We start from the raw sequence: 25,388 nt of genomic DNA, 5'->3' as shown, positions 1-25,388 counted from the left end.
ACTTAGCCGTAGGCCAGCAACTTGTTGGCGGATTGCGCGTTGGTGTCGGCGGTGCTGATGGACTTCATCTGCATCTCGAAGCTCCGGGCGTTGGCGATCATGGCCACCATGGCCTCGACCGGGTTCACGTTGCTGCCCTCGACCACGCCGCTCATCACGGTGACGGCCGGGTCGGCCTCCGCAGCTTGCAGGCCCTCGCGCATGCGGAACAGGCCGTCGTCGCCGCGCACGAGGTCGGTGGCCGGCGGGTTGACCAGCTTGAGACGGCCGACCTCGGCGATGCCCACGGCCGGGTCGCCCGCGCCACGTGCCGCGATCACGCCGTTGAGGCCCACCGTGGCGGTCGCGCCGGGCGGAATCACCAAGCCGCCGTTCTCGCCGACGACCGGGCGGCCGCCCATGGTCGTGAGCTGGCCGTCGGCAGCGACCTGCAGGTTGCCCACGCGGGTGTAGGCCTCGCCGGTGGCGGTCTGCACCACCAGCCAGCCGTCGCCCTTGACGGCCACGTCGAGCTCGCGACCGGTCTCGGTCATCGGGCCGTGGGTGAAGTCCGCGCCCGGCGTGGTGGCGACCACGAAGGAGCGCGTCTGCGCCTCTTCGCCGACCACCGGCACGGCGCGGAACGCATTGACCTGGGCGCGGAACCCGGGCGTCGACACATTCGCCATGTTGTTGGCGACCGAGGCCTGCTGTTCCATGGCCTGCTTGGCGCCACTCATCGCGACATAGAGCATTCGATCCACTGGGTTCTCCTGAAAGCGGGTGAAGAAGGAAGAGCGCGGCGCGTTAGCGGATCTGCATCAGCGTCTGCATGATCTGGTCCTGCGTCTTCACGGTCTGCGCGTTGGCCTGGTAGCTGCGCTGCGCGACGATCAGGTTGACCAGCTCGGAGGTCAGGTCGACGTTCGACGACTCCAGTGCGCCGGCGGAGAGCGAGCCCAGCTTGGTGCCCGGGCCCGGCGTGCCGGTGAGGGCCTGGCCGGAGGCCCCGGTCTCTTTCCACACGTTCTCGCCCATCGGCTCCAGGCCGTTCGGATTGGCGAAGGAACTCAGCACGACCTGGCCGAGCAGCTGGGTCTTCTCATTCGAATACGTACCGGTGATCGTGCCGTCGGGATTGATCGAGAAGGCCGTCAGCTGGCCGGAGGTGTAGCCGTCCTGTCGCAGGTCGTTGATCGCGTTGGCATTTCCGAACTGGGTGGTGCCCGAGAAGTTGACCGTCGTGTTGATCGCCGCCGCCCCGTTGGTGAAAGTCAGCGCCGGCACGGTGAAGGTGCCATTCGCGGGCAGGACCATCTTGCCGGCCGTGTCGAAGGTGTACTGGCCCATCGGAACAGGCGGTACTGCGACCGAGATCGGGGCACCGTCGATGGTGCCGTACACGTCCCACGCATTGGCGCCGCTCTTGACGAAGTAGGCGCCCAGCTCGTGCGGGTTGCCCAGCGAGTCGTAGATCGGGCCGAGGGCGTTCGAGTAGTTGAAGGTGTCCGAGTTGTTGGGATCGAACGGCGTCTGCGTCGGGGTCGCGACGCGAGAGTCGAGGTTGAACTCGGCGCTGATCGTGGTCGTGGCCTTCGGCGTCATGGAGGCGCTCGGGATCTGGATCGGCGCCGGCGTGCCGCCGTTGATGGTGCCGTTGGCCGACACGCCGTAGCCCGTCAGCTGCAGGCCCGCGGCGTTGACGAGAAAACCGCTGTTGTCCTTGGTGAACTGTCCGTTGCGCGAGTAAACGACTTCGCCGCTCTCGCTGGCCAGCCGATAGAAACCGTCACCGTTGAGGATGGCCACGTCGAGCGGTCGGCTGCTGCTCTGTGTGACACCCTGGGTGAAGTTCTGCACCACGCCCGACACCGAGGCGCCCAGGCCGACGCGCGAACCGGCGTACACGTCCTGGAAGGTGGCAGCGGCCGACTTGAAGCCGATCGTGTTGGAGTTGGCAATGTTGTTGCCGATGACGTCGAGGTTCGAAGCGGCTGCGGCCAGACCGCTGATGCCTTGGGAAAAAGCCATGATGAAGGTCCTTGTTTCAGTGCAATGAAGAAGTAAATGAGTGAAGGCGCTGTGTTCAGAGGAACATGCGCACGTCGGACAGGGCGATGCTCTTGCCGGTCGAGAGGTCGAGCGTCACGCCGTTGGCGCCCTGCTTGACAGCCGCGACCTGCGTGAAGGTGAGCGCTTCCGCCTTGACGGCCGCGCCTGCGCCGACGGCCGTCACGCTGAACTGGTAGTTGCCTTCGGCGACCACTTCGCCGGCGTCGTTCTTGCCGTCCCACTTGGCGCCGTTGGCACCTTCGGGGAGTGCGCCGAGTTCCATGGTGCGAACCTTGTTGCCCTTGGCGTCGGTGATGGTCACGGTCACGTCAGTGGCGCCCTTGGCCGGCAGCTCGACCGCGAAGGGCACTTCCTTCACCGTCTGCACGCCGGTGGCCTTGTCTTCAACCATCTCGACCGACAGGGCGTTGCCCGGCGACAGCACGGCGTAACCGATCAGCGATGCGGCCTGCAGCACCTGGCTGGCGTCGCTCTGGCTCACCAGACCCTTGAGCGTGGCGTTGAGCTGCTCGATGCCGCTGACCGTGCTCATCTGCGCGAGCTGCGAGGTGAGCTCGGCGTTCTCCATCGGGTTGAGCGGGTCCTGGTTGGCGAGCTGGGTGACGAGCAGCTTCAGGAAGCGCTGTTCGCTGTCGGCGTTGGACGTGCCGGTGGTCGCGGAAGCGGTGGCGGCGGCGTCCGTGCCGCTCAGGGCGGAAGTCGAGGTGATGGCCATGGTGTGCAGTTGGGAGTGAAAAGGAAGCGTTACTGACCGACGGTGAGCGTCTTGACCATCAGCGTCTTGGCGGTGTTGAGCACCTCGACGTTGGCCTGGTAGCTGCGCGATGCGGAGATCATGTTGGTCATCTCCTCGACCACGTTCACGTTCGCCATGGCCACGTAGCCTTGGGGGTTCGCATGCGGGTTCTTGGGGTCGAAGACCATGCGGGGGGGCGACGGGTCTTCGACGATGTTCGCCACCTTGACGCCACCGACGTCGTTGCGACCGGAGCCTGCAACCTCGAACATCACCTGCTTGGCACGGTAGGGCTGGCCGTCGGGGCCGGCCACGCTCTCGGCGTTGGCCAGGTTGCTCGCCGTGACGTTCATGCGCTGCGACTGCGCGGTCATGGCGGAGCCCGCCACGTTAAAGATGTTCATCGAGTTGCTGGGGAAGGGCATGCGTTCTCTCCGACGGTGGTCACCGCGTTATTGCTGGACCGCCGACATCAGCGTCTTGATCTTCGAACTCAGCACCGTGAGGTTCGATTCGTAGCGAAGCGCGTTGTCGGCGAAGTTGATGCGTTCCACGTCCATCTCGACGGTGTTGCCGTCGATGCTGGACTGGTTGGGCACGCGGTAGAGCAGGTTCTGGTCGGGCATGGCCTGCGCTTCGGCGCGGATGTGGCGCGACGAGGTGACGGACATGTTCATCGACTGCGAGGCCCGGCCACGCTCGACCGCCTCGGTGAGGCGGCTGCTGAAATCGATGTCGCGCGCCTTGTAGTTGGGCGTGTCCGCGTGGGCGATGTTCGAGGCCAGAACTTCCTGGCGCTGGGCGCGCAGGTTGAGGGCTTCGCGGTTGAAGTTCAAGGCTGCATTGAGCTTGTCCATCATGTGCTTCCATGGGGTGGAGGGGCTTCGCTTCGGCACAAGGCGTGGCGACTGATGGAAAGCGAGTCTAGGCACGAGCCGCTTTTGCAATGGCTCGAACAAAGGGTGTTTCCGGCGTCACTTCCTCACTTCGCGGGCGGGGTCGGCTCCCTAGAATTGCTCGCATCGAGGACACACCGCGCCCCTGTATGCGCACCGTGCTCCGCCCCAACGCCATGACGCCACGCCACCTTCTCCGCCGCTCGCTGCCCGCCACCCTGGCGGCCCTGGCCACCGTGCTCGGCGCGGGTGCCGCGTGCGCTGCGCAGGCGCTGCCCGCCCCGGCGATGGCCGCGATCGAACGGCTGATCGAGCGCCAGACGACCGGCCTGCCCGGCAAGGCGACGGTCACGGCCACCCTGCCCGGTACCGCGGTGCTGCCGGCCTGCGACAGCTTCGACGCCTTTCTGCCGAGCGGCGCCGCCGCACGCGGACGGCTGTCGGTGGGCTTGCGCTGCCGCGCGGGCGGCACCTGGACACGCTTCGTTCCGGCCTATGTGACGGTTATGGGCACCTATTACGTGGCCACCCGCACCATCGAACCCGGCGACGCGTTCGGCCTGGCCGACCTGACCCCGCAGACCGGCGACCTCGCCGCCCTGCCCCGCTCGATCGTCACCAGCGACAGCGACCTGGTCGGCGTGCGCGCCACCGGCCGCATCGCCGCCGGCGCGCCCCTGCGCCGCGAACTGCTGCGCGCACCCACCGTCATCCAGCAGGGCCAGTCGGTGCAGGTGGTGGCGCAGGGCGCCGGCTTCACGATCAGCACCGAAGCCCGCGCGCTGGCGCATGCCGCCATCGGCGGGGTGGTGCGGGCCAAGACACTCGACGGACGGATGGTGACGGGCGTGGCCGACGAAGACGGACAAATCGTCCTGTCGCAGTAGCCTGTGCGAAAAAATTCACACCCAAGCCTCAAGTTCCTGTCCATGCTGCCGATATCAGGGTCAACCTGCTAAGGAACCATCGTGAAGATCAACCCACCTGCCCCCCCGACCACGCCCCACGCCGGTGCGCCCAAGGCACCGGCCGCTGCTGCTACCGCCGCGGCGGCGGGCATCGACGCCGCCGAGCGAAGCAAAGAGGCCGCGAAGGTGCGCACCCTGCCGAACATGGGCGCGAGCGGTGAGTTCAACGCCGAACGCGTCTCGGCCATTCGCGAAGAAATTCGCGCCGGCCGCTACCAGATCAACCCCGAAGGCATCGCCGATGGCCTGCTGGCCAGCGTGCGCGACCTGATCGACTCGAAGCCCAAGCCGTGAACACCCTGCTCGCCGACCTCTGTGCCGAAATCTCCTGCCTGAAAGACTTTCTGGCGGCGCTCAACCGCGAGGAAAAGGCGATGCTGGACGGCCGCTTCCATGACCTGGCGGCCATCACCGAGGAGAAGACCCGGCTGATGGACCGCATGGCCGAACTCGACCTGGTCCGCGAAGCCACCCAGTGCGCGCTCGGCCACCTGCCAGGCAGCGAAGGGGCTGGCGCTGCCGCCCACGCCGCCGGCGAAGCCACCGAGCTGGCCTGGAAGACGCTGATGCAGCTGGCCGAAGAAGCCCGCAACGCCAACCGGCGCAACGGCAGCATGGTCTACAGCCACCTCGACTTCACCCAGCGCGCCCTGCACTTCCTGCAGGCGAGCACCGAACTCTTCTACGGCCGCGACGGCGTTCGCAAGCCCACGTCGGCCTCGCGCGGGCACATCGCCGTCGGCTGAGCCCGATCGCCCGACACGCATGTCGAACACGCCCGACAGCCTCGCTCCCCCACGGCCAACCCGGCGCCACCGGGCGGTGGCCGCGTTTCCGTGGGTGCTCCTGGCCTGCGCGCTGGTGCTCTTCGGCTTTGCCGCCTACATCTCGCTGCGCTATGCCGAGGCGGCGTCCAGCGCAGGCACCGGCGCGCTCGCCAACGGCTTCTGGGGACAGTTCGGCTTTTTGATGGGCGGGATCGTCGGGCCGGCGCTGGGCTTTCTGACGGTGATCGCGTTGGCCATGACGCTGCTGATGCAGCTCAACGCCGCCGCGGATGCCCGCCGCGACGCCGACACGCTCCGGCAAGACGCGGAGCGGCGCGCCCGCCCGGCCTTCCTCGAGACCAAGCTGGCCGCGCTCAGCACGCTGATCAATGCGGCCAATCACGAGATCTACCGTGCGGGCGGCACCACGGTCGAACAGCGCCAGGTCTGGGACGACCGCAAGAACGCCTTCCTCGTCGAGATGGACGCGACCTTCGCCGCCTTGCGAGCGCTCGAACCGCTTGCGCCCGCCGAGGCGGACGCCGCGCCCTCTTCTGCGCCCACGGTCTGAGAAACACGGCACGCATCGCGCGTGCGGAAGCCAAGCTCGCTGGAAACAACGGCCGCTCCGAACGAAGCGCTCAGCACCCTCCCAACGACGAAGCGCGCGCCCGGCTGTGAGCCGGAGCGCGCGCTTTTGTCTGTCTTCAAGCCGGCCCGTGAGGCCGGCCGTGCTCAGCGGTAGTGGCCGCCGTGGCGATGCCCGTGACCCCGACCATGCCGATCGCCGTGGCCGCGGTAGTAGCCGGGCGCCGGACGGTAGTAGGCCGGGGGCGGTGCGTAGTACACGGGCGCCGGGCGGTAGTACACCGGCGGCGGCGGACGGTAATAGACCGGGGGCGGTGCGTAGTACACCGGCGGTGGTGCGTAGTACGTCGGGGCGGCAACGCCGAGGGCGACGCCCGGCAGATTGACACCGACGGACCAGCTCACGTCGCCGCGAGCGCTGGCGGCCGATGCGCCCAGCAACGCGGCCGCTGCGACGGCGCTGCCGGCAATCCATTTGAAGAAGGTCGAACGGGTGAGGCTCATGACGGGACTCCTGTAAAACTTTGGCGGACTCGTGATTGAGACCACCGGGTCGGGCGACCGACGCCCATGCATGCATTGAACGCGTCAGGTGTTAATCAGGTTCACGCTGGGCCGTGAAGTTCGTTGCCAAAGGTAACGCATACACCCCCGCCTCTAGAATGAACCAATGACTTCCCCAGCCGACAAAGACACCGCCAAAGCCGGCGCCGCACCCAGCAATTTCCTGCGCCACGTCATCGAAAACGACCTCGCGCAGAACACCTATTCCGGCCGCCAGTGGGGCGGCTCACCCGGCGACGCCCAGCACCATGCCAACGGCATGCCCGACCCGGCCAAGGTCCGCATGCGCTTCCCGCCCGAGCCCAACGGCTACCTGCACATCGGCCACGCCAAGAGCATCTGGCTGAACTTCGAGCTGGCCAAAGAATACGGCGGCGTGTGCCACCTGCGCTTCGACGACACCAATCCGGAGAAGGAAGAGCAGGAATACGTCGACAGCATCCGCGACGCCGTGAAGTGGCTGGGCTACAAAACCGACCTGGCCGACCGCCCGAATGCCCCCGGCACGCTGCAGCCGCACGAGTACTTCGCCAGCGACTACTTCGACTTCATGTACCGCGCCGCCGAGTACCTGATCGAGAACAACCTGGCCTACGTCGACGAGCAGACGCCCGAAGAGATGCGCGCCAACCGCGGCGACTTCGGCAAGCCCGGCACCGACAGCCCCTTCCGCACGCGCACGGTTCAGGAGAACCTCGCACGCTTTCGGGAGATGCGCGACGGCAAGCTCGACGACGGCGCCGCCATCCTGCGCGCCAAGATCGACATGGCCAGCCCCAACATCAACCTGCGCGACCCGGCGCTCTACCGCATCCGCCGGGCCACGCACCACAACACCGGCGACCAGTGGTGCATCTACCCGATGTACACCTTCGCGCACCCGATCGAAGACGCGCTGGAGCAGATCACGCACTCGCTCTGCACGCTGGAGTTTGAAGACCAGCGCCCCTTCTACGACTGGCTGCTCGACCGCTTGGCCGAAGGCGGCCTCATCGCCAGCCCGCACCCGCGCCAGTACGAGTTCGCGCGCCTGAACGTGACCCATGTGCTCACCAGCAAGCGCAAGCTGCGCCAGCTGGTCGAAGAAGGCCACGTCGACGGCTGGGACGACCCGCGCATGCCCACACTGGCCGGCCTGCGCCGCCGCGGCTACACGCCCGAGGCGCTCAAGCTCTTCTGCGAACGCAGCGGCACCACCAAGTCCGCCGGCGGCTGGACCGACTACGCCGCCCTCGAAGCCGCGCTGCGCGAGACCCTCGACCCCATCGCCCCCCGCGCCATGGCCGTGCTCGACCCGGTGAAGCTCGTCATCACGAACTGGGGAGAACTGATGGGCGGTGACGAGGTGCTTGACGACTGCACCGCGCCCACGAATCCCCACGCTCCCGAGGCCGGCCTGCGCCACTTCAAGATCGGCCGCGAAATCTGGATCGAGCGCACCGACTACGAAGACGTCCCGCCCAAAGGCTTCAACCGCCTGTTCCCGGCTTACACCAATGCCAGCGGCCAGGCCATCGCCGCCAGCAAGGTGCGCCTTAAGTACGGCCACACCATCGAATGCACTGGCGCCACGCGCGACGCCGACGGCAAGCTGCTCGAAGTGCAGGCCACGCTGGTGCCCGACACGAAGAGCGGCACGCCGGGCGCGGACGCGATCAAGGTGAAGGGGAACATCACCTGGGTGGCCGCAGCGGATGCGGTGGCGGCGGAGGTGCGGTTGTATGAGCGGCTGTTTGCCGAGGCGCAGCCGGGCAGCGGGGAGTTGCTGGACGAACTGAACAAGAACAGTCTGGTGAAGTGTTCGGCGTTTGTGGAGCCATCATTGGCAACCGCTGCGGGCTGTGCCAGCTTCCAGTTCGAGCGGCATGGCTACTTCGTGACAGATGCGAAGGCCGCCGACGCGGGCGAACACGTGTTCAACCGTGCAGCAGGGATGCGGGACAGTTGGAGCAAGTAGTCTGAGCGCCATGCACACGGGACCGACATGTCCAAATCAGGCGGAAACGCTCCTCGTCGCGTGAAAGCAAGTGCAGGCCTCGCCGGCAAAGGCCTGGCCGCGCTCGTTATCGGCGTCCTGCTCCTCACCGTCATCCCCAACATGATGCGCAGCCAGCTCGGCCCGACCATCGCCCAGGTGCTGCGGCCGGCGGGCTGGGTGGCGCTGATGCTGGGCGCGGTGCTGCTGGTGCTCAACTACTTCCTCCAGCGCGCGAACCCGGCGCCGGTCGTCGACGAGCCGGCGCGCGCCGTCATGCCGAGCACCGCGCCGCTGTCGAAGAAGCTGGCCGCGCGCAAGCCGTCCGCTGCGCCGGTGGCGCCGCCTGCGCCGATCGGCGTGAAGCAGCAGGCGAGCTGGAGCGCGGTCGTGCTCGCCGACATCGAATGGCGCCGCTTCGAGGCCGTGTGCGAAGCCTTCTATGCGCAGGCGGGGCTCACGACGCACAGCCAATCGCACGGGGCGGATGGCGGCGTGGACATCTGGCTGGCATCGAAGCACATGGATCAGCCGCGCGTCGTCCAGTGCAAGCACTGGCAGGGCAAGCCGGTGGGCGTGAAGGAGATGCGCGAATTCCTGGGCGTGATGACGGCGAACAAGCTGCGCAACGGCACCTTCGTGACGAGCTCGACCTTCACGGCCGATGCGCTGGCCTTCGCGGCCGACAACGGTATCCAGGCGCAGGACGGCGCGGCACTGCTCAAGCTGATCGGCCAGCGCGCGCCAGAACAGCAGGCCGCCCTGCTCGCCGTGGCCTACGAGGGCGAGTACTGGCGGCCGACCTGCGCCAGCTGCGGCACCAAGATGGTCGAGCGCAACTCGGGCAAGTTCGCGCGGCCGTTCTGGGGGTGCGCGAACTATCCCGGGTGCCGCGGGCGGGCGATTCCGAAGGCGCGCTCGAGCACCGTTTAGGCGACGCGCTCACGACCGCTATCCTCCCGCCACCACACCCCACCAGGAGCCCTCGCATGCAAGCCGTTTCCATCCACATCGTCGACGTCGCCAACGGCGTGGTCGCCACCGGCATGCGCATCGACATCGCGCGCCAGGACGGCGCCGCGGGCGCGCCCACGTGGACGCCGGTGGTCTCTGGCCAGGTGGGCCGCAACGGCGTGGTCGAGGGCATCGAGGGCCGCGAGCGGCTCTTCGACATCGGCGTGTACGAACTGCGCCTGCATGTCGGCGACTACTACCGCGCCCGCGGCACGGTGCTGCCCGAGCCAGCCTTCATGGATGTGCAGGTGTTCCGCTTCGGCATCGCCGACCTCTCGCAGCACTACCACCTGCCGGTCAAGCTCACGCCCTGGGGGCTGTCGTGCTTCCGCGGGGCGGCTTGAGCGGCGCCGCGAGCGGACTTCGCGCCGACCGCTGACAACGGTTGCGCGCGGCAGGCGGGAGAATCCCGCATCGCGTCCACTGCCCCTCCTGTATGAAGTTCTTCCTCCGTCTCTACGCCGTCGTCCACGCCCTGATGGCGCTGCTCTTCGCGGGGGCCGGCATTGCGCTGCTGGTGGTCGCGGCGCATAACGGGTGGATGGCCATCACCGGCCACGTCGATACGGCCGCGGGCGAAGCGATCATCGAGGCGATGGGCCTGCTGGCCGCAGCGGTGGTGGCACTGCAGATCTCGCAGACCATCGCCGAAGAAGAAGTCATCCGCGACGCCCACATCAGCGCGCCCACCCGCGTGCGGCGCTTTCTCTCGCGCTTCCTGGTGGTCATCGTGGTGGCCATCGCGGTCGAGGCGCTGGTCGCGACCTTCAAGTCGCGCGAGAAGCCCGAGCTGATGCTGTATGCCGCGGCCGTGTTCTGCGCCGTCGGCGTGATGCTAGCCGGCTGGGGCGTCTTCATTCACCTGAACCGCTCGGCGGAGGAACTGGAGCCGGAGGCGATGGAAGACGCGAAGCGCGAGGACAAAAAGCTCGATTAAGTGTTTGAGAAATAACACTTTTCCATGTAACTTCTAGATTTTCATTTCTTAACGGAAACCATGGAGTTTCAGGACATCGGTGACGACGCGCGTCGCCAGTACATCGACGCGCGCGCCACCTTCGAGGCGCTCGAAGCGGCCACGGGCCAGGTGGCCACGGTGCGCGGCGGCATGTACTGGAAGACGGTCAAAGGTGTCGACTACCTGGTCCGCACCAGCACGCGGAACGCTCAAAAAAGCCTCGGGCCGCGCAGTCCGGAGACCGAAGCGATCCATGCCGGTTTCTTCGCTCGAAAGAACGAGGCGCAGGCACGCGTCAAGGACCTCTCAGAAGCCCTCGCCCGCCATCAACGCATGAACCGAGCGCTCTTCGTGGGCCGTGTGCCCACCATCATCATCGACATCCTCGACATGCTGGCGCGCGCCGATATCGCCGAGCACTTCACCGTGGTCGGCACGCATGCCCTCTATGCCTACGAAGCCGCCGCGGGCGTGCGTGTGCAGAGCGCGGCCGTGGCGACGCGCGATGTGGACCTGCTGTGGGACACGCGCAAGCGCTTCAAGCTGGCCACGCAACTCAAGCGTCTCGACGCATCGATGCTGGCCTTGCTGCGCAAGGTGGACAAGAGCTTTTCGCTGATCGAGACGCAGCGCTACACCGCCGTCAACAGCCAGGGCTTCGAGGTCGACATCCTGCGGCGCGAAGTGCAGGAACAAGATCCGCATCCGGCACAGCTGAGCGACGAACCCGAAGACTTCTGGGTCGTGCAGGCACGCAATGCCGAGCAGTTGGTGAGCGCGCCGCGCTTCTCGGCCGTGACGGTGGGGGTTACGGGCCACATGGCGCGGATGAACACGGTGCATCCGCTGGCATTCGCGCGCTTCAAGCGATGGCTGGCCGAGCGCCCAGACCGCGATCCGCTGAAGGCACGGCGCGACACGCTGCAGGCCGAGACGGTGGAAGCTCTGGTTCAGGACTACCTCCCGCAACTGGCTACAAGGCCATGAGCACACCACAGACCCCGCGCCTCATCCGCTTCAACAAGCCCTACGGCGTGCTCAGCCAGTTCACCCCCGAAGGCCGCTGGCGCGGGCTGAAGGACTTCATCGACCTGCCCGGCGTGTACGTCGCCGGCCGGCTCGACGCCGACAGCGAAGGCCTGCTCTTGCTCACCGACGACGGCCAATTGCAGGCACGCATTGCCGACCCGCGCTTCAAGATGGAGAAGGTGTACTGGGTGCAGGTGGAAGGCGTGCCCGACGACACGGCGCTGGCCGCTCTGCGCGATGGTGTGACGCTCAACGACGGCCCGACACGCCCGGCGCGCGCGCAGCGCATCGACCCGCCGCACGGCCTGTGGGAGCGCGACCCGCCCATCCGCGTGCGGCAGGCCATCCCGACGACCTGGATCGAGCTGGCGATCAAGGAAGGCCGCAACCGGCAGGTGCGGCGCATGACGGCGGCCGTCGGGCACCCGACGCTGCGGCTGATCCGCGCGGCCATCGGGCCGTACACGCTGGAAGGGCTGGCACCGGGGACGTGGACCGCCTGAAGGCTTAGCGCTCGCCGAGGAAGGCGCCGTCGACCGGCTTCTTCAACCACCCTTGGATGTCGCCGCCGAGCTTGTACGCCACCGTGCCCACCATGCTGCAGGTGCTGCGCGGCAGGCCGAAATACAGGAACATCTGCCGCTGTGCCGTGAAGTGGACCGGCGCGGTGCCGGGCCGCTCCAGCGTGCCGCGCAGTTCGACGATCTTCGGCCCGCCATAGAGGCCGCCGGCATTGGCCAGCAGGTCGGTCACTTCAACCTTGAGCACCGGCGCGGACGCCGCGCCTGGCGTGGGTGCGGCGAGCAGGTACAGCAAAGGCTCTTCGAGCTGGTCTTCGACCGCCTGACGCAGCAGCGCGGGCACGTCGCAGTTGTCGTCGGACTTCGACAGGCGCAGTCCCTTGCTCGTGGTGCCGTAGGTCACGGGCGGCATGACCAGGCTGTTCTGCGCGGTGGCAGCGGGTGGTGGCGGCTCCGGCGATTCGACGCCGGGCTGGCGCGTGCCGCAGGCGGCCATGAGGCTGGCCGTGCCCAGCAGCGCGGCAAGGCGTGTCACCTTGGCCGTATTCATGCGATGCATCAAAAAAGTTCTCCCTGAGTTAGCCGCGTTCAGTGCGCGGCCCGCGATTGTGAAGCAGCCCCGTCGCTAGACTCGACCGATGCCTTCACCTTGCCCTTCTCTCACACCGATCACGCTCACCCGCCGTACGGCAATGCTCGGCACCCTCGGTGCGCTGACGCTGCAAGCGCGGCCCGCCGAGGCCGCATCCGCCGTCTGGCCGCAGGCCTCCGCCGTGCCCGGCGGCGTGGCGCGGCTGTCGCTCGGCCCCGGAGCAGTCCGCCCGACGGCGCACACCGAGGCCGGCGTGCCGCTGCTGGTGTTCGGCGACCCGATCGAATGGACGGCGCTGGTCGGCATTCCGCTGGCGGCGCCGGTCGGCACGGCGCGCATCGTGGTGCGCGGCGAGGCCGGCGGCGAAAGGTCCATCGCCTACGCCATCGGCCCCAAGCGCTACAGCGAGCAGCGCCTGAAGGTGGCACCGGGCACGGTCGACCTGTCGGCGGCCGACCAGGCGCGCTACGAGCGCGAGCGCGACCACCAGGCTGGCGTGATGGCGACCTTCACCGACGCGCTGCCCGCCGACCTGAAGATGGCGGTGCCGGTGCCTGGCCGGCGGTCCAGCTCCTTTGGCCTGCGCCGCGTGTTCAACGGCCAGTCGCGCAATCCGCACAGCGGCATGGACATCGCGGCCGGCACCGGCACGCCGATCCGTGCGCCGCTGCCGAGCCGCGTGATCGACACGGGCGACTACTTCTTCAACGGCGGCACGGTGTGGCTCGACCACGGCCGCGGCCTGCTGAGCATGTACTGCCACCTGAGCGCCATCGACGTGAAGGTCGGCGACGTGTTGCAGACCGGCGACCGCTTCTGCGCCGTGGGCGCCACCGGCCGCGTGACCGGGCCGCACCTGCACTGGGGCGTGATGCTCAACCGAACGATGGTGGACCCGGCGCTGTTCATCGACGCCTGAGCGTCGGCGGACCGATCGCGCACCGGCCCGGTGGCGTTCGCTATGGCTGGATCCGGCTGGCGAGCTTCACGGCTTCGGACAGCTCTTGCAGCTGGTCCGCGTGCTGGACGGCCAGACGCGCAAGCACCCTGCGGCCGGCGGCCAGCAGATGGACCTCGACCTGCCGCCGATCGACCTTGCTCGTCTTGCGGGTCACCAGACCGGCTTCCTCGCACCGTGTGATCAGTGCCACGGCGCCGTGCGGTTGCGCCTGAAGGCGCTCCGCAATCTCTCCCACCGTGGCCCAGTCACGGCCCGCGAAGCCCTGCGTATGCAGCATCAGCTGGTACTGCAGGACCGTGATGCCTTCGGCGCGCGCTGCGTCTTCGCTGAAGCGGAGAAAGCTTCTGAGCCTGTAGCGGAACTCCGAGAGCGCTTCGAAACGCTGCTTGTCGTGTGAGGAGTGGGACTGGGACATGTGGCACGGGTGGTTGCCGGGCGAATGTAGCAGCGCTGCAGGTTTGGTGGATCGGGTATTTACTCACGACATGACATAATAAAACTCATAACATGATATGTCTGACCTCCCCCTGACTTGCGGCTTGCGCGTGCCCCGCGCCATCGAAGCCGTTTTTTCCTGCGCCCTTCTGTCTCTGCACAACAGGGTGCTTTCAACCCAAGAAATGATGAAGATCCAAAGCCAGAAAGACTTCTTGTCCGGCGTCATGTTCACCGTGGTGGGCGCGGCCTTTGCCATCGGTGCGACGAACTACAACATCGGCACTGGCGCACGCATGGGCCCCGGCTACTTTCCGCTCCTGCTCGGAATCATGCTGGCCATCGGCGGCGGCATCGTGATGCTGACGGCACTCCGACGCGGCGCGGTCAAAGGCGGCGACCCGGTCGGGCGTATCGCCTGGAAACCCCTGGTACTGGTCATCAGCGCGAACGTGGTGTTCGGCCTGCTCCTGGGCGGCCTGCCGACGCTCGGGGTGCCAGCGATGGGCCTGATGGTCGCGATCTATGCGCTGGTCATCGTGGCGAGCATCGCCGGCCCGCGGTTCTCGCTGAAGACGGCGCTGATCCTCGCGACCCTGCTGGCGATCGGCAGCTACCTCACCTTCATCCTCGGCCTGAGCCTGCAGTTCCAGGTCTGGCCCACCTTCATTTCGGGCTGAGACACACACCATGGACCTGATCAACAACCTCTCGATCGGCTTCGAGGCAGCGTTCACGCTGCAGAACCTGATCTACGCTTTCGTCGGCTGCCTGTTGGGCACGCTGATCGGCGTGCTGCCGGGCATCGGCCCGGTCGCGACCATCGCGATGCTGCTGCCGGCGACCTACGCGTTGCCGCCGGTGGCTGCGCTCATCATGCTGGCCGGCATCTACTACGGCTCGCAGTACGGGGGTTCGACCACCGCCATCCTGGTGAATCTGCCTGGTGAGTCATCGTCGGTGGTGACCGTGATCGACGGGCACCAGATGGCCAAGCAGGGGCGCGGCGGACCGGCGCTGGCCGCGGCCGGCCTGGGCTCGTTCTTCGCGGGCTGCGTGGGGACGCTCATCCTGGCGGCGTTCGCGCCACCGCTGACCGAACTCGCCTTCAAGTTCGGCCCGGCCGAGTACTTCTCGCTCATGGTGCTGGGGCTCATCGGCGCGGTGGTGCTGGCTTCGGGCTCGCTGCTCAAGGCCATCTGCATGATCATGCTGGGCCTGCTGCTCGGCCTGGTGGGCACCGACGTGAACTCGGGCGTCGCGCGCTACAGCTTCGACATTCCGGAGCTCACCGACGGCATCAGCTTCATCGCGATCGCGATGGGCATCTTCGGCTACGGCGAGATCATCGCGAACCTCTCGCAACCCGAAGAAGACCGGCAGGTGTTCACGGCCAAGCTCCAGGGCCTGATGCCGACAAAGCAGGACTTCAAGCACATGGTGCCCGCCGTGCTGCGCGGTACCGCGCTGGGATGCTCGCTGGGCATCCTGCCCGGGGGCGGCTCGTTGCTCTCGGCCTTTGCCTCCTACACGCTGGAGAAGAAGCTCCGCCTCAGACCCGGCGAAGTCCCGTTCGGCCAGGGCAACATCCGCGGCGTGGCGGGCCCCGAGTCGGCCAACAACGCCGGTGCGCAGACGTCGTTCATCCCGCTGCTGACGCTCGGCATCCCCGGCAACCCCGTGATGGCGCTGATGGTGGGCGCCATGACGATCCACAACATCCAGCCGGGGCCGCAGGTCATGACCAGCAACCCGGAACTCTTCTGGGGCCTGATCGCTTCGATGTGGATCGGCAACCTGATGCTGATCGTGCTGAACCTGCCGCTCATCGGCATCTGGATCAAGCTGCTGTCGATCCCCTACCGCTGGCTGTTCCCGGCCATCGTGCTGTTCTGCGCGATCGGCGTGTACTCGACCAACAACAACACTTTCGACGTCTGGATGGTCGGCTTCTTCGGCATCGTGGGCTATGCCTTCATCAAGCTGGGCTGCGAGCCGGCACCGCTGCTGCTCGGGCTGATCCTCGGGCCGATGATGGAAGAGAACTTGCGACGTGCACTGTTGCTGTCACGCGGCGACTGGAGCGTCCTGGTGACGCGGCCGATCTCCGCCACGCTGCTCGTCGGGGCGGTCATCCTGCTGACGATCGTGCTGCTGCCTTCGGTGCGTTCGAAGCGCGAAGAGGCCTTCGTCGAAGAAGGATGACGACGCCGTCGGCCGACGCCCCGGCGGGCTCGGCCGACCTGCTTTCAGTGCGCCTGCGCCGCGCCCGGCCAGAGACGCACGGCGAGCGCACCGGCCGCCGAGGCCGCGGCCAGGCCGACCACCGCCATCCAGCCCCACTGCGCCAGCAGCAGCGCACCGAGGGCCGAGCCCAGCGCCATGCCCAGGAACATGCCGACGAAGAGCACGGCGTTGAGGCGGCTGCGGGCGGCCGGCTCGATGCTGTAGACGATGGTCTGGTGCGCGATCAGCGTGGCCTGGATGCCCAGGTCGAAGCCGATGGCACCGACCACCAGCAGCGCCAGTTGCGCATGCGGCTGCATCCACGGCGCGAGCGCCATCACCACGAAGGACGCCAACACCAGCGAGGCACCGAGACGGGTGACCAGTTCAGGACCGCGCTTGTCGGCGATGCGCCCGGCGATCGGTGCGGCCAGCGCACCGGCCGCACCGGCCAGGCCGAAGGCGCCGGCCGCCGCGGCGCCCAGATGGAAGGGCTCGCCATGCAACATGACGGCCAGGGTCGACCAGAAGGCGCTGAACCCGATCGACAGCAGGGCCTGCGCAAAGGTGGCGCGGCGCAGGGCGCCATGGTGCTTCCACAGCTTGACCAGCGAGCCCATCAACGCGCCATAGCTCAGATGGGTGGTCGGCCTGAAGCGCGGCAGGCCGCGCCAGGCGGCGGCGCCGATCAACGCGATGCTCAGTGCGGCTGCGATGAACATCGTGCGCCAGCCGAAGTGCTCCGCGACGAAGCCGCTGACCACCCGCGACAGCAGGATGCCCAGCAGCAGCCCGGTCATGACGGTGCCGACGATCTTGCCGCGGCTCGCCTCCGGCGCCAGCGTGGCGGCGGCCGGCACGATGTCCTGCGCCAGCGTGGCCGACAGGCCGATCACCAGGCTGGCGACCAGCAGCACCGCGATCGACGGCGCGGCACCGGCCAGCAGCAGCGCGACGCACAGCACCGCGGCCTTCATCAGGATGATGCGGCGGCGGTCGTAGCGGTCGCCCAGCGGCGCGAGCAGCAGGATGCCCAGCGCATAGCCGAGCTGCGTGAGCGTCGGCACGAAGCCGACGGCGCGGGCCGAGGCGCCGATGTCGGCGCCCAGCACGCCGAGCATCGGCTGCGCGTAGTAGAGCGCCGCCACCGCCAGGCCGGCGCCGGTGGCGAGCAGCAGGACGAGCGAGGCAGGCAGCACTGGCGCCGCAGCCGGAGCTGCAGCGGGTGTATGCGTAGCTTGAATGGGAGACATGCTGGTAAACCCTTGATTTCGAGAGATTGGGTGGGAGTGTGCGCAAGATGCCTCTGGTGCGGTAGGGGCCTGCAACGCAAAATGTTTATACGGCCCACGCATACGAGGACGCACATGCCCACACCCACCGTTTCCGCCCCTTCGTCACCGCCCGTCCCGCCCGGCATGGCCGTCGACCGCATCCAGCTGATGCAGACCTTCGTCCGGATCGTCGAGGCCGGCAGCCTGTCGGCCGCTGCGGCGCAACTGGGCGCCACCCAGCCCACGGTGAGCCGCCGCCTGCAGGCGCTCGAGCGTTCGCTGGGCACGCGCCTCTTGAGCCGCTCGACCCATGCCATGAAGCTCACCGAAGACGGCGAGCGCTGCTTTGCACGGGCCAAGGAACTGATCGCCGCCTGGGACAGCTTCGAGTCCGACCTGCGCGGTGCGGGTGCGGAGCCCGAAGGCACGCTGCGCGTGGTGGCGCCGCACGCCTTCGGCCAGAACGTGCTGGTCGGCCCGCTGGCCGATTACCTGCACCGCTACCCGCGCGTGTCGGTCGACTGGCTGCTGCACGACCGCGCACCCGACTTCATCGCCGACGCGGTGGACTGCGCGATCCACGTCGGCGACGTGACCGACCCTCAACTGGTCGCGATCAAGCTGGCCGAGGTGCCGCGCATCGTGGTGGCGGCCCCGTCGGTGCTCGGCGATGGGCACGCGCCATCGCATGCGAAGGAGCTGGCGGCGCTGCCCTGGCTGGCCCTGCGCAGTTTCTACCGGACCGACATCGCCCTGACCCATGTGCAGAGCGGCGAACGCCACAGTGTGCCGATCAGCCCGCGCCTGAGCACCGACAGCCTGTACGCGACCTGCAACGCCACGCTGCTGGGCCTGGGCGTGAGCGTGGTGTCGGCCTGGGCGGTGGCCGACGACCTGGCCGCCGGTCGGCTGGTGCACCTGACGCCGCAATGGCGCGCCGACCCGCTGCCGATGCACCTGGTGTACCCGTATGCGCGGCACTATCCGGCGAAGCTGCGGCGCTTCGTCGAGGCGATGCGCGAGTCGGTGCCCGGCGCCGTGACCATCGGGCTGCTGCAGGGCGGCTGAAGAGAAGAAGCGCGCGCGGCGGCAGTCTCCGCGCGCTTGCGATGGGCAGGCGGGCGCCTACTCAGGCGCCCCGGCAGATGCCGCTACCTGGCCGCAGGCGGCGTCGCCGCCTCGCGGTCCAGCATCATCTGCATCATCATTTCCATCATGTCCATGCGCTGCGCCATGTCCTTCTGCGTGGGTGGGCCACCGCAGGCCGAGGGCGTGCCGCTGCACTGCATCGGCATGCCTGCGCCGCTGCCGCGGCCCATCATCGGCCGGCCACCCCCCATCCGCCCCATCATCGCCATGCCGCCCTGCATGGCCTGCATGTGCTCCTTCCTCAGGGCCGCGCGCTCTGCGGGGGTGGTGGCGGCCATCATCTTTCGATGCATCTCCCGCATCGTCTCCATCTGTTGGTCGAAGGCGGCCGGCTCGACCTTCGACGCGGTCTCATCCGGATGATGCGCCTCGTGCGCATGGCCCCGCCCCGCGTTGGGGAAGGAGGAACAGCCGGCGAGCGCGACCACGGCGGACGCGGCCAGGATACCGATGAGCTTCATGGTTTTTCCTTTCGAGCACCCGGGACGGCACTCGCACGCACCACGATGCGCGCCGGAAGCGCCTCGGCCCTTGATGCGAATCAAGACTGCAGCACTGAAGGGAACGAAGATGCCCTTCGGCAGACCAACGCGGGCAGGCGCCGCCTGCAAGGCACGCCGCCCGCCGGCCCCGCGCTCAGCCGCGCGCGAAGAAGGCTTCGACCAGCCGGACCCAGTAGGTCGAGCCCACCGGCAGCAGCGCGTCGTTGAAGTCGTAGTTCGGGTTGTGCAGCTCGCACGGGCCCATGCCGTGGTAGGTCTCTTCGCGGTGGCCGCCGCCGCCGTTGCCGACGAACAGGTAGCAGCCCGGCACCTTCTGCAGATAGAACGAGAAGTCCTCGGCGCCGCCGTGCTGCGGCGTGTTGCCGTCGACCTTGTCGGCACCGAAGGTGTCCTTGGCGACCTGCATGGCGAAGTCGGTCTGCGCGTCCCAGTTGACGAGCGGCGGGTAGGCGCGGTGGAACTTCAGCTCGCCCGTGCCGCCGTGCGCCTGCGGCAGCATCTCGGCGATGCGGCGCATGTTGGCCTCGATGTCGTCCAGCACCTCGGTGCTGAAGGTGCGCACCGTGCCCTTGATCACGGCTTCGCCGGGCAGCACGTTGTAGGCATCGCCCGCGTGGATCTGCGTGACGCTCACCACCGCGACGTCGATCGGGTTCTTGTGGCGCGAGATCAGCGTCTGCAGCGCACCGACCATCTGCGCGGCGATGACGATGGTGTCGACCGACTTGTGCGGTTGCGCCGCGTGGCCACCGGTGCCGCGCACGATGATGTCGAAGCGGTTGCTCGACGCCATCGTCGGGCCCTTGCGGAAGGCGAAGTGGCCGGTCTCGAAGCCGGGCATGTTGTGGATGCCGTAGATCTCTTCGCAGGGAAAGCGGTCGAACAGGCCGTCGTCCATCATGGCCTTGGCGCCGGCGTTGCCGCCCTCTTCCGCGGGCTGGAAGATGAAGTTGACGGTGCCTTCGAAGTCGCGGTGCGTCGACAGGTAGTGCGCCGCGCCCAGCAGCATCGCCGTGTGGCCGTCGTGGCCGCAGCCGTGCATGCGGCCGGCGTTCTTCGAGGCATGCAGGAAGCGGTTGTGTTCGGGCATGGGCAGCGCATCCATGTCGGCACGCAGGCCGATGGCGCGCTCGCCGGCGCCGCGCGTGCCATGCAGCACGCCGACGACACCGGTGGTGCCCAGGCCGCGGTGCACCTCGATGCCCCAGGCCGCAAGGCGCTCGGCCACCAGGTCGGAGGTGCGGGTTTCCTTGAACGCGAGTTCGGGGTGCGCATGGATGTCGCGGCGCAGCGCGGTGAATTCCGCGTGCTTGTCTTCGATGTCGGCAATGACGGTCATTTCAGGTGGTCCTTCACGTAGGTGGCGATGTCCTGGGAGACGCCTGCCAGCGCATCTTGCAAGGCATTGAAACCTGCACTGCGCTCGCGGGTGATTTCGTTCATGTAGAGGCCGCGGTGCACCTCGATCTGAATGCTGTGGCGGCGCTCGGCCGGCCGGCCCAGGCGGGCGATCAGCGCCACGCCCTTGAAGGGGTCGTTGATGGCCACGCTGAAGCCGCGCTTCCTGAGCGCCTCGGCGACCAGGGCGGTGAACTCGGGCGCGGCCGTGCTGCCGTCGCGGTCGCCCAAAACGAAGTCGGCCAGCGGATGGTCGCTCTGAATCTGCAGGCCCTCGTACGAATCGGCGGGCATCGAATGCAGGTTCAGGTGCCACACGGCGCCGAAGCGCGCATAGGCGGCCTCGATGTGGTCGCGCATGGCCGCGTGGTACGGCGCGTGGTAGGTGGCGATGCGGTTCTGCACTTCGGCCACGGGCAACTGGCGATCGTAGATGGCGCCGTTGCCGTTCTTCTTCGCGTCGCGCCAGATCAGGCCGATGCCCAGGCGCGTCTTCTCGCTGGGGCTCAGCGGCGTGGGCCACGGGCCGGCCAGCATGCCAGCGTCGATGTCCTCGACGTCGCGGTTCGGGTCGATGTAGGCGCGCGGGAACTCGGCCGCCAGCAACGTGGCACCGACGGAAGGCAATGCGTCCCACAGCACGTGCACGTCGGTGTCTTCGCCGGCGCGCAGCAGGTCGAAGGGCACGGCGTAGTTGAAGTCGTCGGGGTACTTCGTGCCGCTGTGCGGCGAATCGCAGATGAGCGGGATCGCGTCCGCTTCGGGCAGGCGCAGCGTGAAGGGTGGGAACGGCGTGGGGACGCTCGGAAGAACGGTGGAGGTCATGACGGCATGTCGTTGAGGTGGCACGCGCTGATGTGGCCGGTCTGCAGCGCGCGCAGCAAGGGCGCTTCGACCTTGCAGCGCGGCATCGCGTGCGGGCAGCGCGGATGGAAGGCGCAGCCCGGCGGCGGCGCCAGCGGGGATGGCAGTTCGCCCTTGATGGGCTGGTAGGCGCGGCGCGTGGTCTCGAGCGTCGGCAGCTCGGACAGCAGCGCCTGGGTGTACGGATGGTTCGGCACGCTGAAGATGGTCTCGGTCGGCGCCACCTCGACGATGCGACCGAGGTACATGATGACCACGCGGTCCGAAATGTGTCCCACCACGCCGAGGTTGTGGCTGATGAAGAGATAGGTCAGGTCGAACTCGCGGCGCAGCGCGAGGAACAGATTGAGCACCTGCGCCTGGATCGACACGTCGAGCGCGGCCACCGCCTCGTCGCAGACGATCAGCCGCGGCTTCAAAGCCAGCGCGCGCGCGATGCCGATGCGCTGCCGCTGCCCGCCCGAGAACTGGTGCGGGTAGCGCTGCGCATAGTCGGGGTCGAGGCCGACCTGGCGCATTAGCGCGCCGACATAGTCGGCCTTGTCCCTGGCCTTCACCAGGCCATGCACCACCGGCGCTTCGCCCACGATGTCCATCACCCGCATGCGCGGGTTGAGCGAGGCCATCGGGTTCTGAAAGATCATCTGCACGCCCAGGCCCCAGGCGCGGCGCTCGGTCGCGTCCATGTCGCCGATCGGCTTGCCGAGGTAACGCACGGTGCCTTCGGTGGGTGGGTTGATGCCGGCAATGACGCGGCCCAGCGTCGACTTGCCGCAGCCGGACTCGCCGACCACGCCGATCACTTCGCCGGGCCGGATCTCCAGGTCGACATCCGCCACCGCATGCACGACGGACGCGCGGTTGTCCGCACCCATCAGGTTCGCGATGCGCCCGGCCAGGTCGATGTTCTGGACGAAGCGCTTGGAGATGCCCTGGAGTTGCAGCAGCGGCGTGCCGGTGCCGACAGGGCTCAGCGGCGTGGGTTCGAGAAGGGTGTCCATGCGTGTTCAGGCCGTCTCGGGGGTCAGCATGTGCCAGCAGCGCACCGTCTTGCCGGCGGGTGCGGGCTCAGGTTGCGGGACCGCCAGGCAGGTGTCGGTCGCGTGGCTGCAGCGCGGGCGGAAGGCGCAGCCCTGCGGCAGGTGCAGCAGGGAAGGCGTCATGCCCGGGATCTGCCGCAGCAGCGTGCCGTGCGTGGCGCGCGTGGGAATCGAATCGATCAGCCCGCGCGTGTAGGGGTGTGACGGCGCGCGGATCACGTCGGCGGTCGCGCCGCTCTCGACGATGCGCCCGGCATACATCACGGCGATGCGGTCGGCCAGGCCCGACACCACCGCCAGGTCGTGCGTGATCCAGATCATCGCGGTGCCGGTCTCGCGACACAGCTTCTGCACTTCGTACAGGATCTGCGCCTGGATGGTCACGTCGAGCGCCGTGGTCGGTTCGTCCGCGATGATGAGCTTGGGGCCGTTGAGCAGCGCGATGGCGATCGCCACGCGCTGGCGCATGCCGCCCGAGAGCTGGTGCGGATAGGTCTGCAGCCGCTCTTCGGGCGACGGGATGCCCACCATCGCGAGAGCGTCGCGCGCCCGCGCCAGCGCGGCCTTGGGGCTGACCTTCTCGTGCGCATGGATCGCCTCGACCATCTGCGTGTCGACGCGCAGCACCGGGTTGAGCGTCATCATCGGGTCCTGGAAGATCATCGCGATCTCCTTGCCGCGCAGCTTCTGCAGCCGCGCTTCAGACGCACCCACCAATTCCTCGCCGAGATAGCGGATGGAACCGCCTGCGACGCGGCCCGGTGCATCGATCAGACCGATGACCGAGAAGCCGGTGATGCTCTTGCCCGAGCCCGACTCGCCGACCAGCCCGAGGATCTCGCCAGCGTGCACGCGCAGGTCGACCCCGTCGACCGCCTTGACCACGCCGCCGTGGGTGAAGAAATGCGTCTGCAGGCCCTGCACGTCGAGCACGGGCGTCGAAGGGTCGGGCTTCATTTGGCGTTGTGCGGGTTGAGGATGTCACGCAGGTGGTCGCCCACCAGGTTGATGCCGACGATCGACAGTGCCAACGCGATGCCCGGGAAGAACGAGATCCAGTAGTTGCCCGAGAGCAAAAACTCGAAGCCGTTGGCGATCAGCATGCCGAGCGACGGCTCGGTCACTGGCACGCCCACACCGAGAAACGACAGCGTCGATTCGAGCGCGATGGCATGCGCCAGGTCGATGGTCGCGATCACGATCAGCGGCGGCATGCAGTTGGGCAGCATGTGGCGCAGCAACACGCGCGGCCAGCCGAGCGACATGCACTGCGCGGCCTCGACGTATTCCTTGGCGCGCTCCACCAGTGCGGCACCGCGCGCGGCCCGCGCGAAGTAGGCCCACTGCACGATAACGAGCGCGATGATCACCTTGTCGACGCCCTTGCCCAGGATGGCCAGCAGGATCAGGGCGACGAGGATGGCCGGAAACGACAGCTGGATGTCGACGATGCGCATCAGCAGCGCATCGATCCAGCCACCGAAGTAGGCGGCGGCCAGGCCGACCACGCTGCCGATGGCGAGCGCCGCCGCCACCGAGATGCCGCCCACCATCAGGCTGGTGCGCAGGCCGTAGAAGATGGCCGAGAGCAGGTCGCGCGCCTGGCCGTCGGTGCCCAGCCAGTAGGTCATGGTGTCGGCCGCGTCCCGGCTGCCCGGCGGCAGCTTGGAATCGAAGATGTCGAGCTTGCCGATGTCGTAGGGGTTCTGCGGCGAGATCCATGGCGCGAACACCGCCACGAACACCGCCAGCGCTAGCAGCACCAGGCCGAACACCGCCAGCTTGTTGGCCATGAACTCGCGGCGGAAGCGCTGCCATGGCGTCTCGGGTGGCGGCAGCGCCACCACCGGGCCTTCGGCCACGATGGCAGGCACGGCAACGGGAAGGGTCGTGTCGTTCATGCCTTGGCTCCCTGCAGCCGCACGCGCGGGTCGAGCACCGAATAGAGGATGTCCACCGCGAGATTGAGCATCACGAGGAAGAACACGATGAGGATCAGGTACGCCACGACCACCGGGCGGTCGAGCGTGATGATGGAATCGAGCAGCAGCTTGCCCATGCCGGGCCACGCGAAGATGGTTTCGGTGACCACCGCGAAGGCGACCACCTGGCCGAACTCCAGCCCGCCGACCGTGACGATCGGAATCATGATGATCTTGAGCAGGTGCACCCGCAGGATGCGGCTCCAGCCCAGGCCCTTGGCGCGCGCGAACTTGATGTAGTCCGTCGGCAGCGCCTCGCGCGTGGCGGCCCGCGTGACGCGGATGATGAGCGCCCCCTTGGCCAGCGCGATGGTGATGGCGGGCAGCACCAGGCGCGACCAGCCGTCGAGCGTGAGCACGCTCAGGTCGAGCGGCCCGACCTGCACGGTGGCGCCGCGCCCGCTGGCCGGCAGCCAGCCCAGGTACACGGCGAACACCATGATCAGCATCAGGCCGACCCAGAAGTTCGGCAGCGAGAAGCCGAGGATCGAGCCGGTCATGATGCCGCGCGTGCTGATCGCGTTCGGACGCAAGCCGGCCCAGATGCCCAGCGGCACGCCAAGGAGCATCGACAGGCCCATCGACACGATGGCCAATTCGAGCGTGGCGGGCATGCGCTCCAGAATGAGCCCCATCGCCGACTGGCCGGTGAGAAAGCTCTTGCCGAAGTCCAGCTGCAGCGCATGCGACATGAAGATGCCGTACTGCTGCCACAGCGGCTTGTCGAGCCCGAAGTTGGCGCGGATCTCGTCGCGCTCGAGGTCGGTGGCCTCGGCGCTCGCCATCATCGACACCGGGTCGCCGACGACGTAGAGGCCGACGAAGACCAAACCCGACATGACGGCCATGACGAGCACCGCCTGCAGCAGGCGGCGGATGATGAAGGCCAGCACCCT

General features: G+C 67.8%; 30 protein-coding genes. 14 read left to right on the top strand and 16 right to left on the bottom strand.

Going from position 1 to position 25,388, the window contains the following annotated elements; translation table 11 throughout:
* Positions 1-2 precede the first annotated feature (2 nt).
* From flgF to flgB, 5 genes are read right to left on the bottom strand one after another with little or no spacing between them, the layout of a single operon-like run.
* Positions 3-743 carry a flagellar basal-body rod protein FlgF gene (flgF, locus tag ACSFA0_RS08120; protein ID WP_435449692.1) on the bottom strand — a complete coding sequence of 247 codons (741 nt, stop codon included), beginning with the start codon at positions 741-743 and terminating at the stop codon, positions 3-5.
* Positions 744-786: 43 nt separating this feature from the next.
* Complete coding sequence (flgE, locus tag ACSFA0_RS08115; protein ID WP_435449691.1) at positions 787-2,010, bottom strand: flagellar hook protein FlgE; 1,224 nt, start codon at positions 2,008-2,010, stop codon at positions 787-789.
* 55 nt (positions 2,011-2,065) lie between these two features.
* Positions 2,066-2,767, bottom strand: coding sequence for a flagellar hook assembly protein FlgD (locus ACSFA0_RS08110; protein WP_435449690.1), 702 nt, complete (start codon positions 2,765-2,767; stop codon positions 2,066-2,068).
* Between the two features lie 29 nt (positions 2,768-2,796).
* Positions 2,797-3,192, bottom strand: a complete 396-nt coding sequence (flgC, locus tag ACSFA0_RS08105) for a flagellar basal body rod protein FlgC (protein ID WP_435449689.1) — start codon at positions 3,190-3,192, stop codon at positions 2,797-2,799.
* A gap of 48 nt (positions 3,193-3,240) precedes the next feature.
* A complete protein-coding gene (gene flgB, locus ACSFA0_RS08100; RefSeq protein ID WP_435449688.1) occupies positions 3,241-3,648 on the bottom strand; it encodes a flagellar basal body rod protein FlgB in 408 nt (135 codons plus the stop codon).
* Positions 3,649-3,833: 185 nt separating this feature from the next.
* Between flgB and flgA the strand changes: the two genes are divergently transcribed.
* The 4 genes from flgA (at position 3,834) to ACSFA0_RS08080 (ending at position 5,990) form a co-directional block, all read left to right on the top strand.
* Positions 3,834-4,571: a flagellar basal body P-ring formation chaperone FlgA gene (flgA, locus tag ACSFA0_RS08095; RefSeq protein WP_435449687.1), complete on the top strand. Its 738-nt coding sequence runs from the start codon at positions 3,834-3,836 to the stop codon at positions 4,569-4,571.
* Between the two features lie 81 nt (positions 4,572-4,652).
* Positions 4,653-4,946 (top strand): flagellar biosynthesis anti-sigma factor FlgM, encoded by a 294-nt coding sequence (gene flgM, locus ACSFA0_RS08090; RefSeq protein WP_435449686.1) that lies wholly within the window; start codon positions 4,653-4,655, stop codon positions 4,944-4,946.
* Positions 4,943-5,398, top strand: a complete 456-nt coding sequence (locus ACSFA0_RS08085) for a flagella synthesis protein FlgN (RefSeq protein WP_435449685.1) — start codon at positions 4,943-4,945, stop codon at positions 5,396-5,398. Before flgM ends, ACSFA0_RS08085 begins: the two co-directional genes overlap by 4 nt.
* Positions 5,399-5,417: 19 nt before the next feature.
* On the top strand, positions 5,418-5,990 hold the full coding sequence (locus ACSFA0_RS08080) for a hypothetical protein (RefSeq protein WP_435449684.1): 573 nt from the start codon (positions 5,418-5,420) through the stop codon (positions 5,988-5,990).
* 164 nt (positions 5,991-6,154) lie between these two features.
* Here the strand turns inward: ACSFA0_RS08080 and ACSFA0_RS08075 are convergent, their stop codons facing one another.
* Entirely contained in the window at positions 6,155-6,511 is a 357-nt protein-coding gene (locus tag ACSFA0_RS08075) for a hypothetical protein (protein WP_435449683.1), read from the bottom strand.
* 166 nt (positions 6,512-6,677) lie between these two features.
* Between ACSFA0_RS08075 and ACSFA0_RS08070 the strand changes: the two genes are divergently transcribed.
* The 6 genes from ACSFA0_RS08070 (at position 6,678) to ACSFA0_RS08045 (ending at position 12,050) form a co-directional block, all read left to right on the top strand.
* A complete protein-coding gene (locus ACSFA0_RS08070) occupies positions 6,678-8,528 on the top strand; it encodes a glutamine--tRNA ligase/YqeY domain fusion protein (RefSeq protein ID WP_435449682.1) in 1,851 nt (616 codons plus the stop codon).
* Positions 8,529-8,588: 60 nt separating this feature from the next.
* Complete coding sequence (locus tag ACSFA0_RS08065) at positions 8,589-9,479, top strand: restriction endonuclease (RefSeq protein ID WP_435449681.1); 891 nt, start codon at positions 8,589-8,591, stop codon at positions 9,477-9,479.
* Positions 9,480-9,535: 56 nt separating this feature from the next.
* Positions 9,536-9,904, top strand: a complete 369-nt coding sequence (locus tag ACSFA0_RS08060) for a hydroxyisourate hydrolase (protein ID WP_435449680.1) — start codon at positions 9,536-9,538, stop codon at positions 9,902-9,904.
* 92 nt (positions 9,905-9,996) lie between these two features.
* Positions 9,997-10,497, top strand: a complete 501-nt coding sequence (locus ACSFA0_RS08055) for a hypothetical protein (RefSeq protein ID WP_435449679.1) — start codon at positions 9,997-9,999, stop codon at positions 10,495-10,497.
* A 60-nt stretch (positions 10,498-10,557) separates the two neighbouring features.
* On the top strand, positions 10,558-11,505 hold the full coding sequence (locus tag ACSFA0_RS08050) for a GSU2403 family nucleotidyltransferase fold protein (protein ID WP_435449678.1): 948 nt from the start codon (positions 10,558-10,560) through the stop codon (positions 11,503-11,505).
* Positions 11,502-12,050, top strand: a complete 549-nt coding sequence (locus ACSFA0_RS08045; RefSeq protein ID WP_435449677.1) for a pseudouridine synthase — start codon at positions 11,502-11,504, stop codon at positions 12,048-12,050. The genes ACSFA0_RS08050 and ACSFA0_RS08045 overlap by 4 nt, the downstream gene beginning before the upstream one ends.
* A 4-nt stretch (positions 12,051-12,054) precedes the next feature.
* Here the strand turns inward: ACSFA0_RS08045 and ACSFA0_RS08040 are convergent, their stop codons facing one another.
* The gene (locus ACSFA0_RS08040) at positions 12,055-12,618 is read right to left on the bottom strand and encodes a hypothetical protein (protein ID WP_435449676.1); all 564 of its coding nucleotides are present in this window, start codon (positions 12,616-12,618) and stop codon (positions 12,055-12,057) included.
* Between the two features lie 88 nt (positions 12,619-12,706).
* On the opposite strand from ACSFA0_RS08040, the gene ACSFA0_RS08035 reads away from it, so the two are divergent.
* Positions 12,707-13,579 (top strand): peptidoglycan DD-metalloendopeptidase family protein, encoded by an 873-nt coding sequence (locus tag ACSFA0_RS08035; RefSeq protein ID WP_435449675.1) that lies wholly within the window; start codon positions 12,707-12,709, stop codon positions 13,577-13,579.
* Between the two features lie 40 nt (positions 13,580-13,619).
* On the opposite strand, the gene ACSFA0_RS08030 is transcribed toward ACSFA0_RS08035, so the two are convergent.
* A complete protein-coding gene (locus tag ACSFA0_RS08030; protein WP_435449674.1) occupies positions 13,620-14,036 on the bottom strand; it encodes a MarR family winged helix-turn-helix transcriptional regulator in 417 nt (138 codons plus the stop codon).
* A gap of 208 nt (positions 14,037-14,244) precedes the next feature.
* Between ACSFA0_RS08030 and ACSFA0_RS08025 the strand changes: the two genes are divergently transcribed.
* Positions 14,245-14,736 (top strand): tripartite tricarboxylate transporter TctB family protein, encoded by a 492-nt coding sequence (locus ACSFA0_RS08025; RefSeq protein WP_435449673.1) that lies wholly within the window; start codon positions 14,245-14,247, stop codon positions 14,734-14,736.
* A gap of 10 nt (positions 14,737-14,746) precedes the next feature.
* Positions 14,747-16,261, top strand: a complete 1,515-nt coding sequence (locus tag ACSFA0_RS08020) for a tripartite tricarboxylate transporter permease (protein ID WP_435449672.1) — start codon at positions 14,747-14,749, stop codon at positions 16,259-16,261.
* A gap of 44 nt (positions 16,262-16,305) precedes the next feature.
* Here the strand turns inward: ACSFA0_RS08020 and ACSFA0_RS08015 are convergent, their stop codons facing one another.
* Positions 16,306-17,535, bottom strand: coding sequence for an MFS transporter (locus tag ACSFA0_RS08015; RefSeq protein WP_435449671.1), 1,230 nt, complete (start codon positions 17,533-17,535; stop codon positions 16,306-16,308).
* Positions 17,536-17,649: 114 nt separating this feature from the next.
* Between ACSFA0_RS08015 and ACSFA0_RS08010 the strand changes: the two genes are divergently transcribed.
* Positions 17,650-18,624, top strand: a complete 975-nt coding sequence (locus tag ACSFA0_RS08010; protein WP_435449670.1) for a LysR family transcriptional regulator — start codon at positions 17,650-17,652, stop codon at positions 18,622-18,624.
* 83 nt (positions 18,625-18,707) lie between these two features.
* Here ACSFA0_RS08010 and ACSFA0_RS08005 read toward each other — a convergent pair whose 3' ends face one another.
* The 7 genes from ACSFA0_RS08005 to ACSFA0_RS07975 all read right to left on the bottom strand — a co-directional run bounded on the left by ACSFA0_RS08005 (position 18,708) and on the right by ACSFA0_RS07975 (position 25,385).
* On the bottom strand, positions 18,708-19,166 hold the full coding sequence (locus tag ACSFA0_RS08005) for a hypothetical protein (protein ID WP_435449669.1): 459 nt from the start codon (positions 19,164-19,166) through the stop codon (positions 18,708-18,710).
* Positions 19,167-19,341: 175 nt separating this feature from the next.
* A complete protein-coding gene (locus ACSFA0_RS08000; protein WP_435449668.1) occupies positions 19,342-20,547 on the bottom strand; it encodes a M20 aminoacylase family protein in 1,206 nt (401 codons plus the stop codon).
* A complete protein-coding gene (locus tag ACSFA0_RS07995; RefSeq protein ID WP_435449667.1) occupies positions 20,544-21,431 on the bottom strand; it encodes an N-formylglutamate amidohydrolase in 888 nt (295 codons plus the stop codon). The genes ACSFA0_RS08000 and ACSFA0_RS07995 overlap by 4 nt, the downstream gene beginning before the upstream one ends.
* Positions 21,428-22,471, bottom strand: coding sequence for an ABC transporter ATP-binding protein (locus ACSFA0_RS07990; protein ID WP_435449666.1), 1,044 nt, complete (start codon positions 22,469-22,471; stop codon positions 21,428-21,430). Before ACSFA0_RS07990 ends, ACSFA0_RS07995 begins: the two co-directional genes overlap by 4 nt.
* A gap of 6 nt (positions 22,472-22,477) precedes the next feature.
* Positions 22,478-23,467 carry an ABC transporter ATP-binding protein gene (locus tag ACSFA0_RS07985; RefSeq protein WP_435449665.1) on the bottom strand — a complete coding sequence of 330 codons (990 nt, stop codon included), beginning with the start codon at positions 23,465-23,467 and terminating at the stop codon, positions 22,478-22,480.
* Entirely contained in the window at positions 23,464-24,411 is a 948-nt protein-coding gene (locus tag ACSFA0_RS07980) for an ABC transporter permease (protein WP_435449664.1), read from the bottom strand. Before ACSFA0_RS07980 ends, ACSFA0_RS07985 begins: the two co-directional genes overlap by 4 nt.
* Positions 24,408-25,385, bottom strand: a complete 978-nt coding sequence (locus ACSFA0_RS07975; protein ID WP_435449663.1) for an ABC transporter permease — start codon at positions 25,383-25,385, stop codon at positions 24,408-24,410. Before ACSFA0_RS07975 ends, ACSFA0_RS07980 begins: the two co-directional genes overlap by 4 nt.
* Positions 25,386-25,388: the final 3 nt, after the last annotated feature.

It is taken from the genome of Variovorax restrictus (genome assembly GCF_051216715.1).
Taxonomy (GTDB): domain Bacteria; phylum Pseudomonadota; class Gammaproteobacteria; order Burkholderiales; family Burkholderiaceae_C; genus Variovorax.
This window is presented reverse-complemented; position numbering and strand designations above follow the sequence as displayed.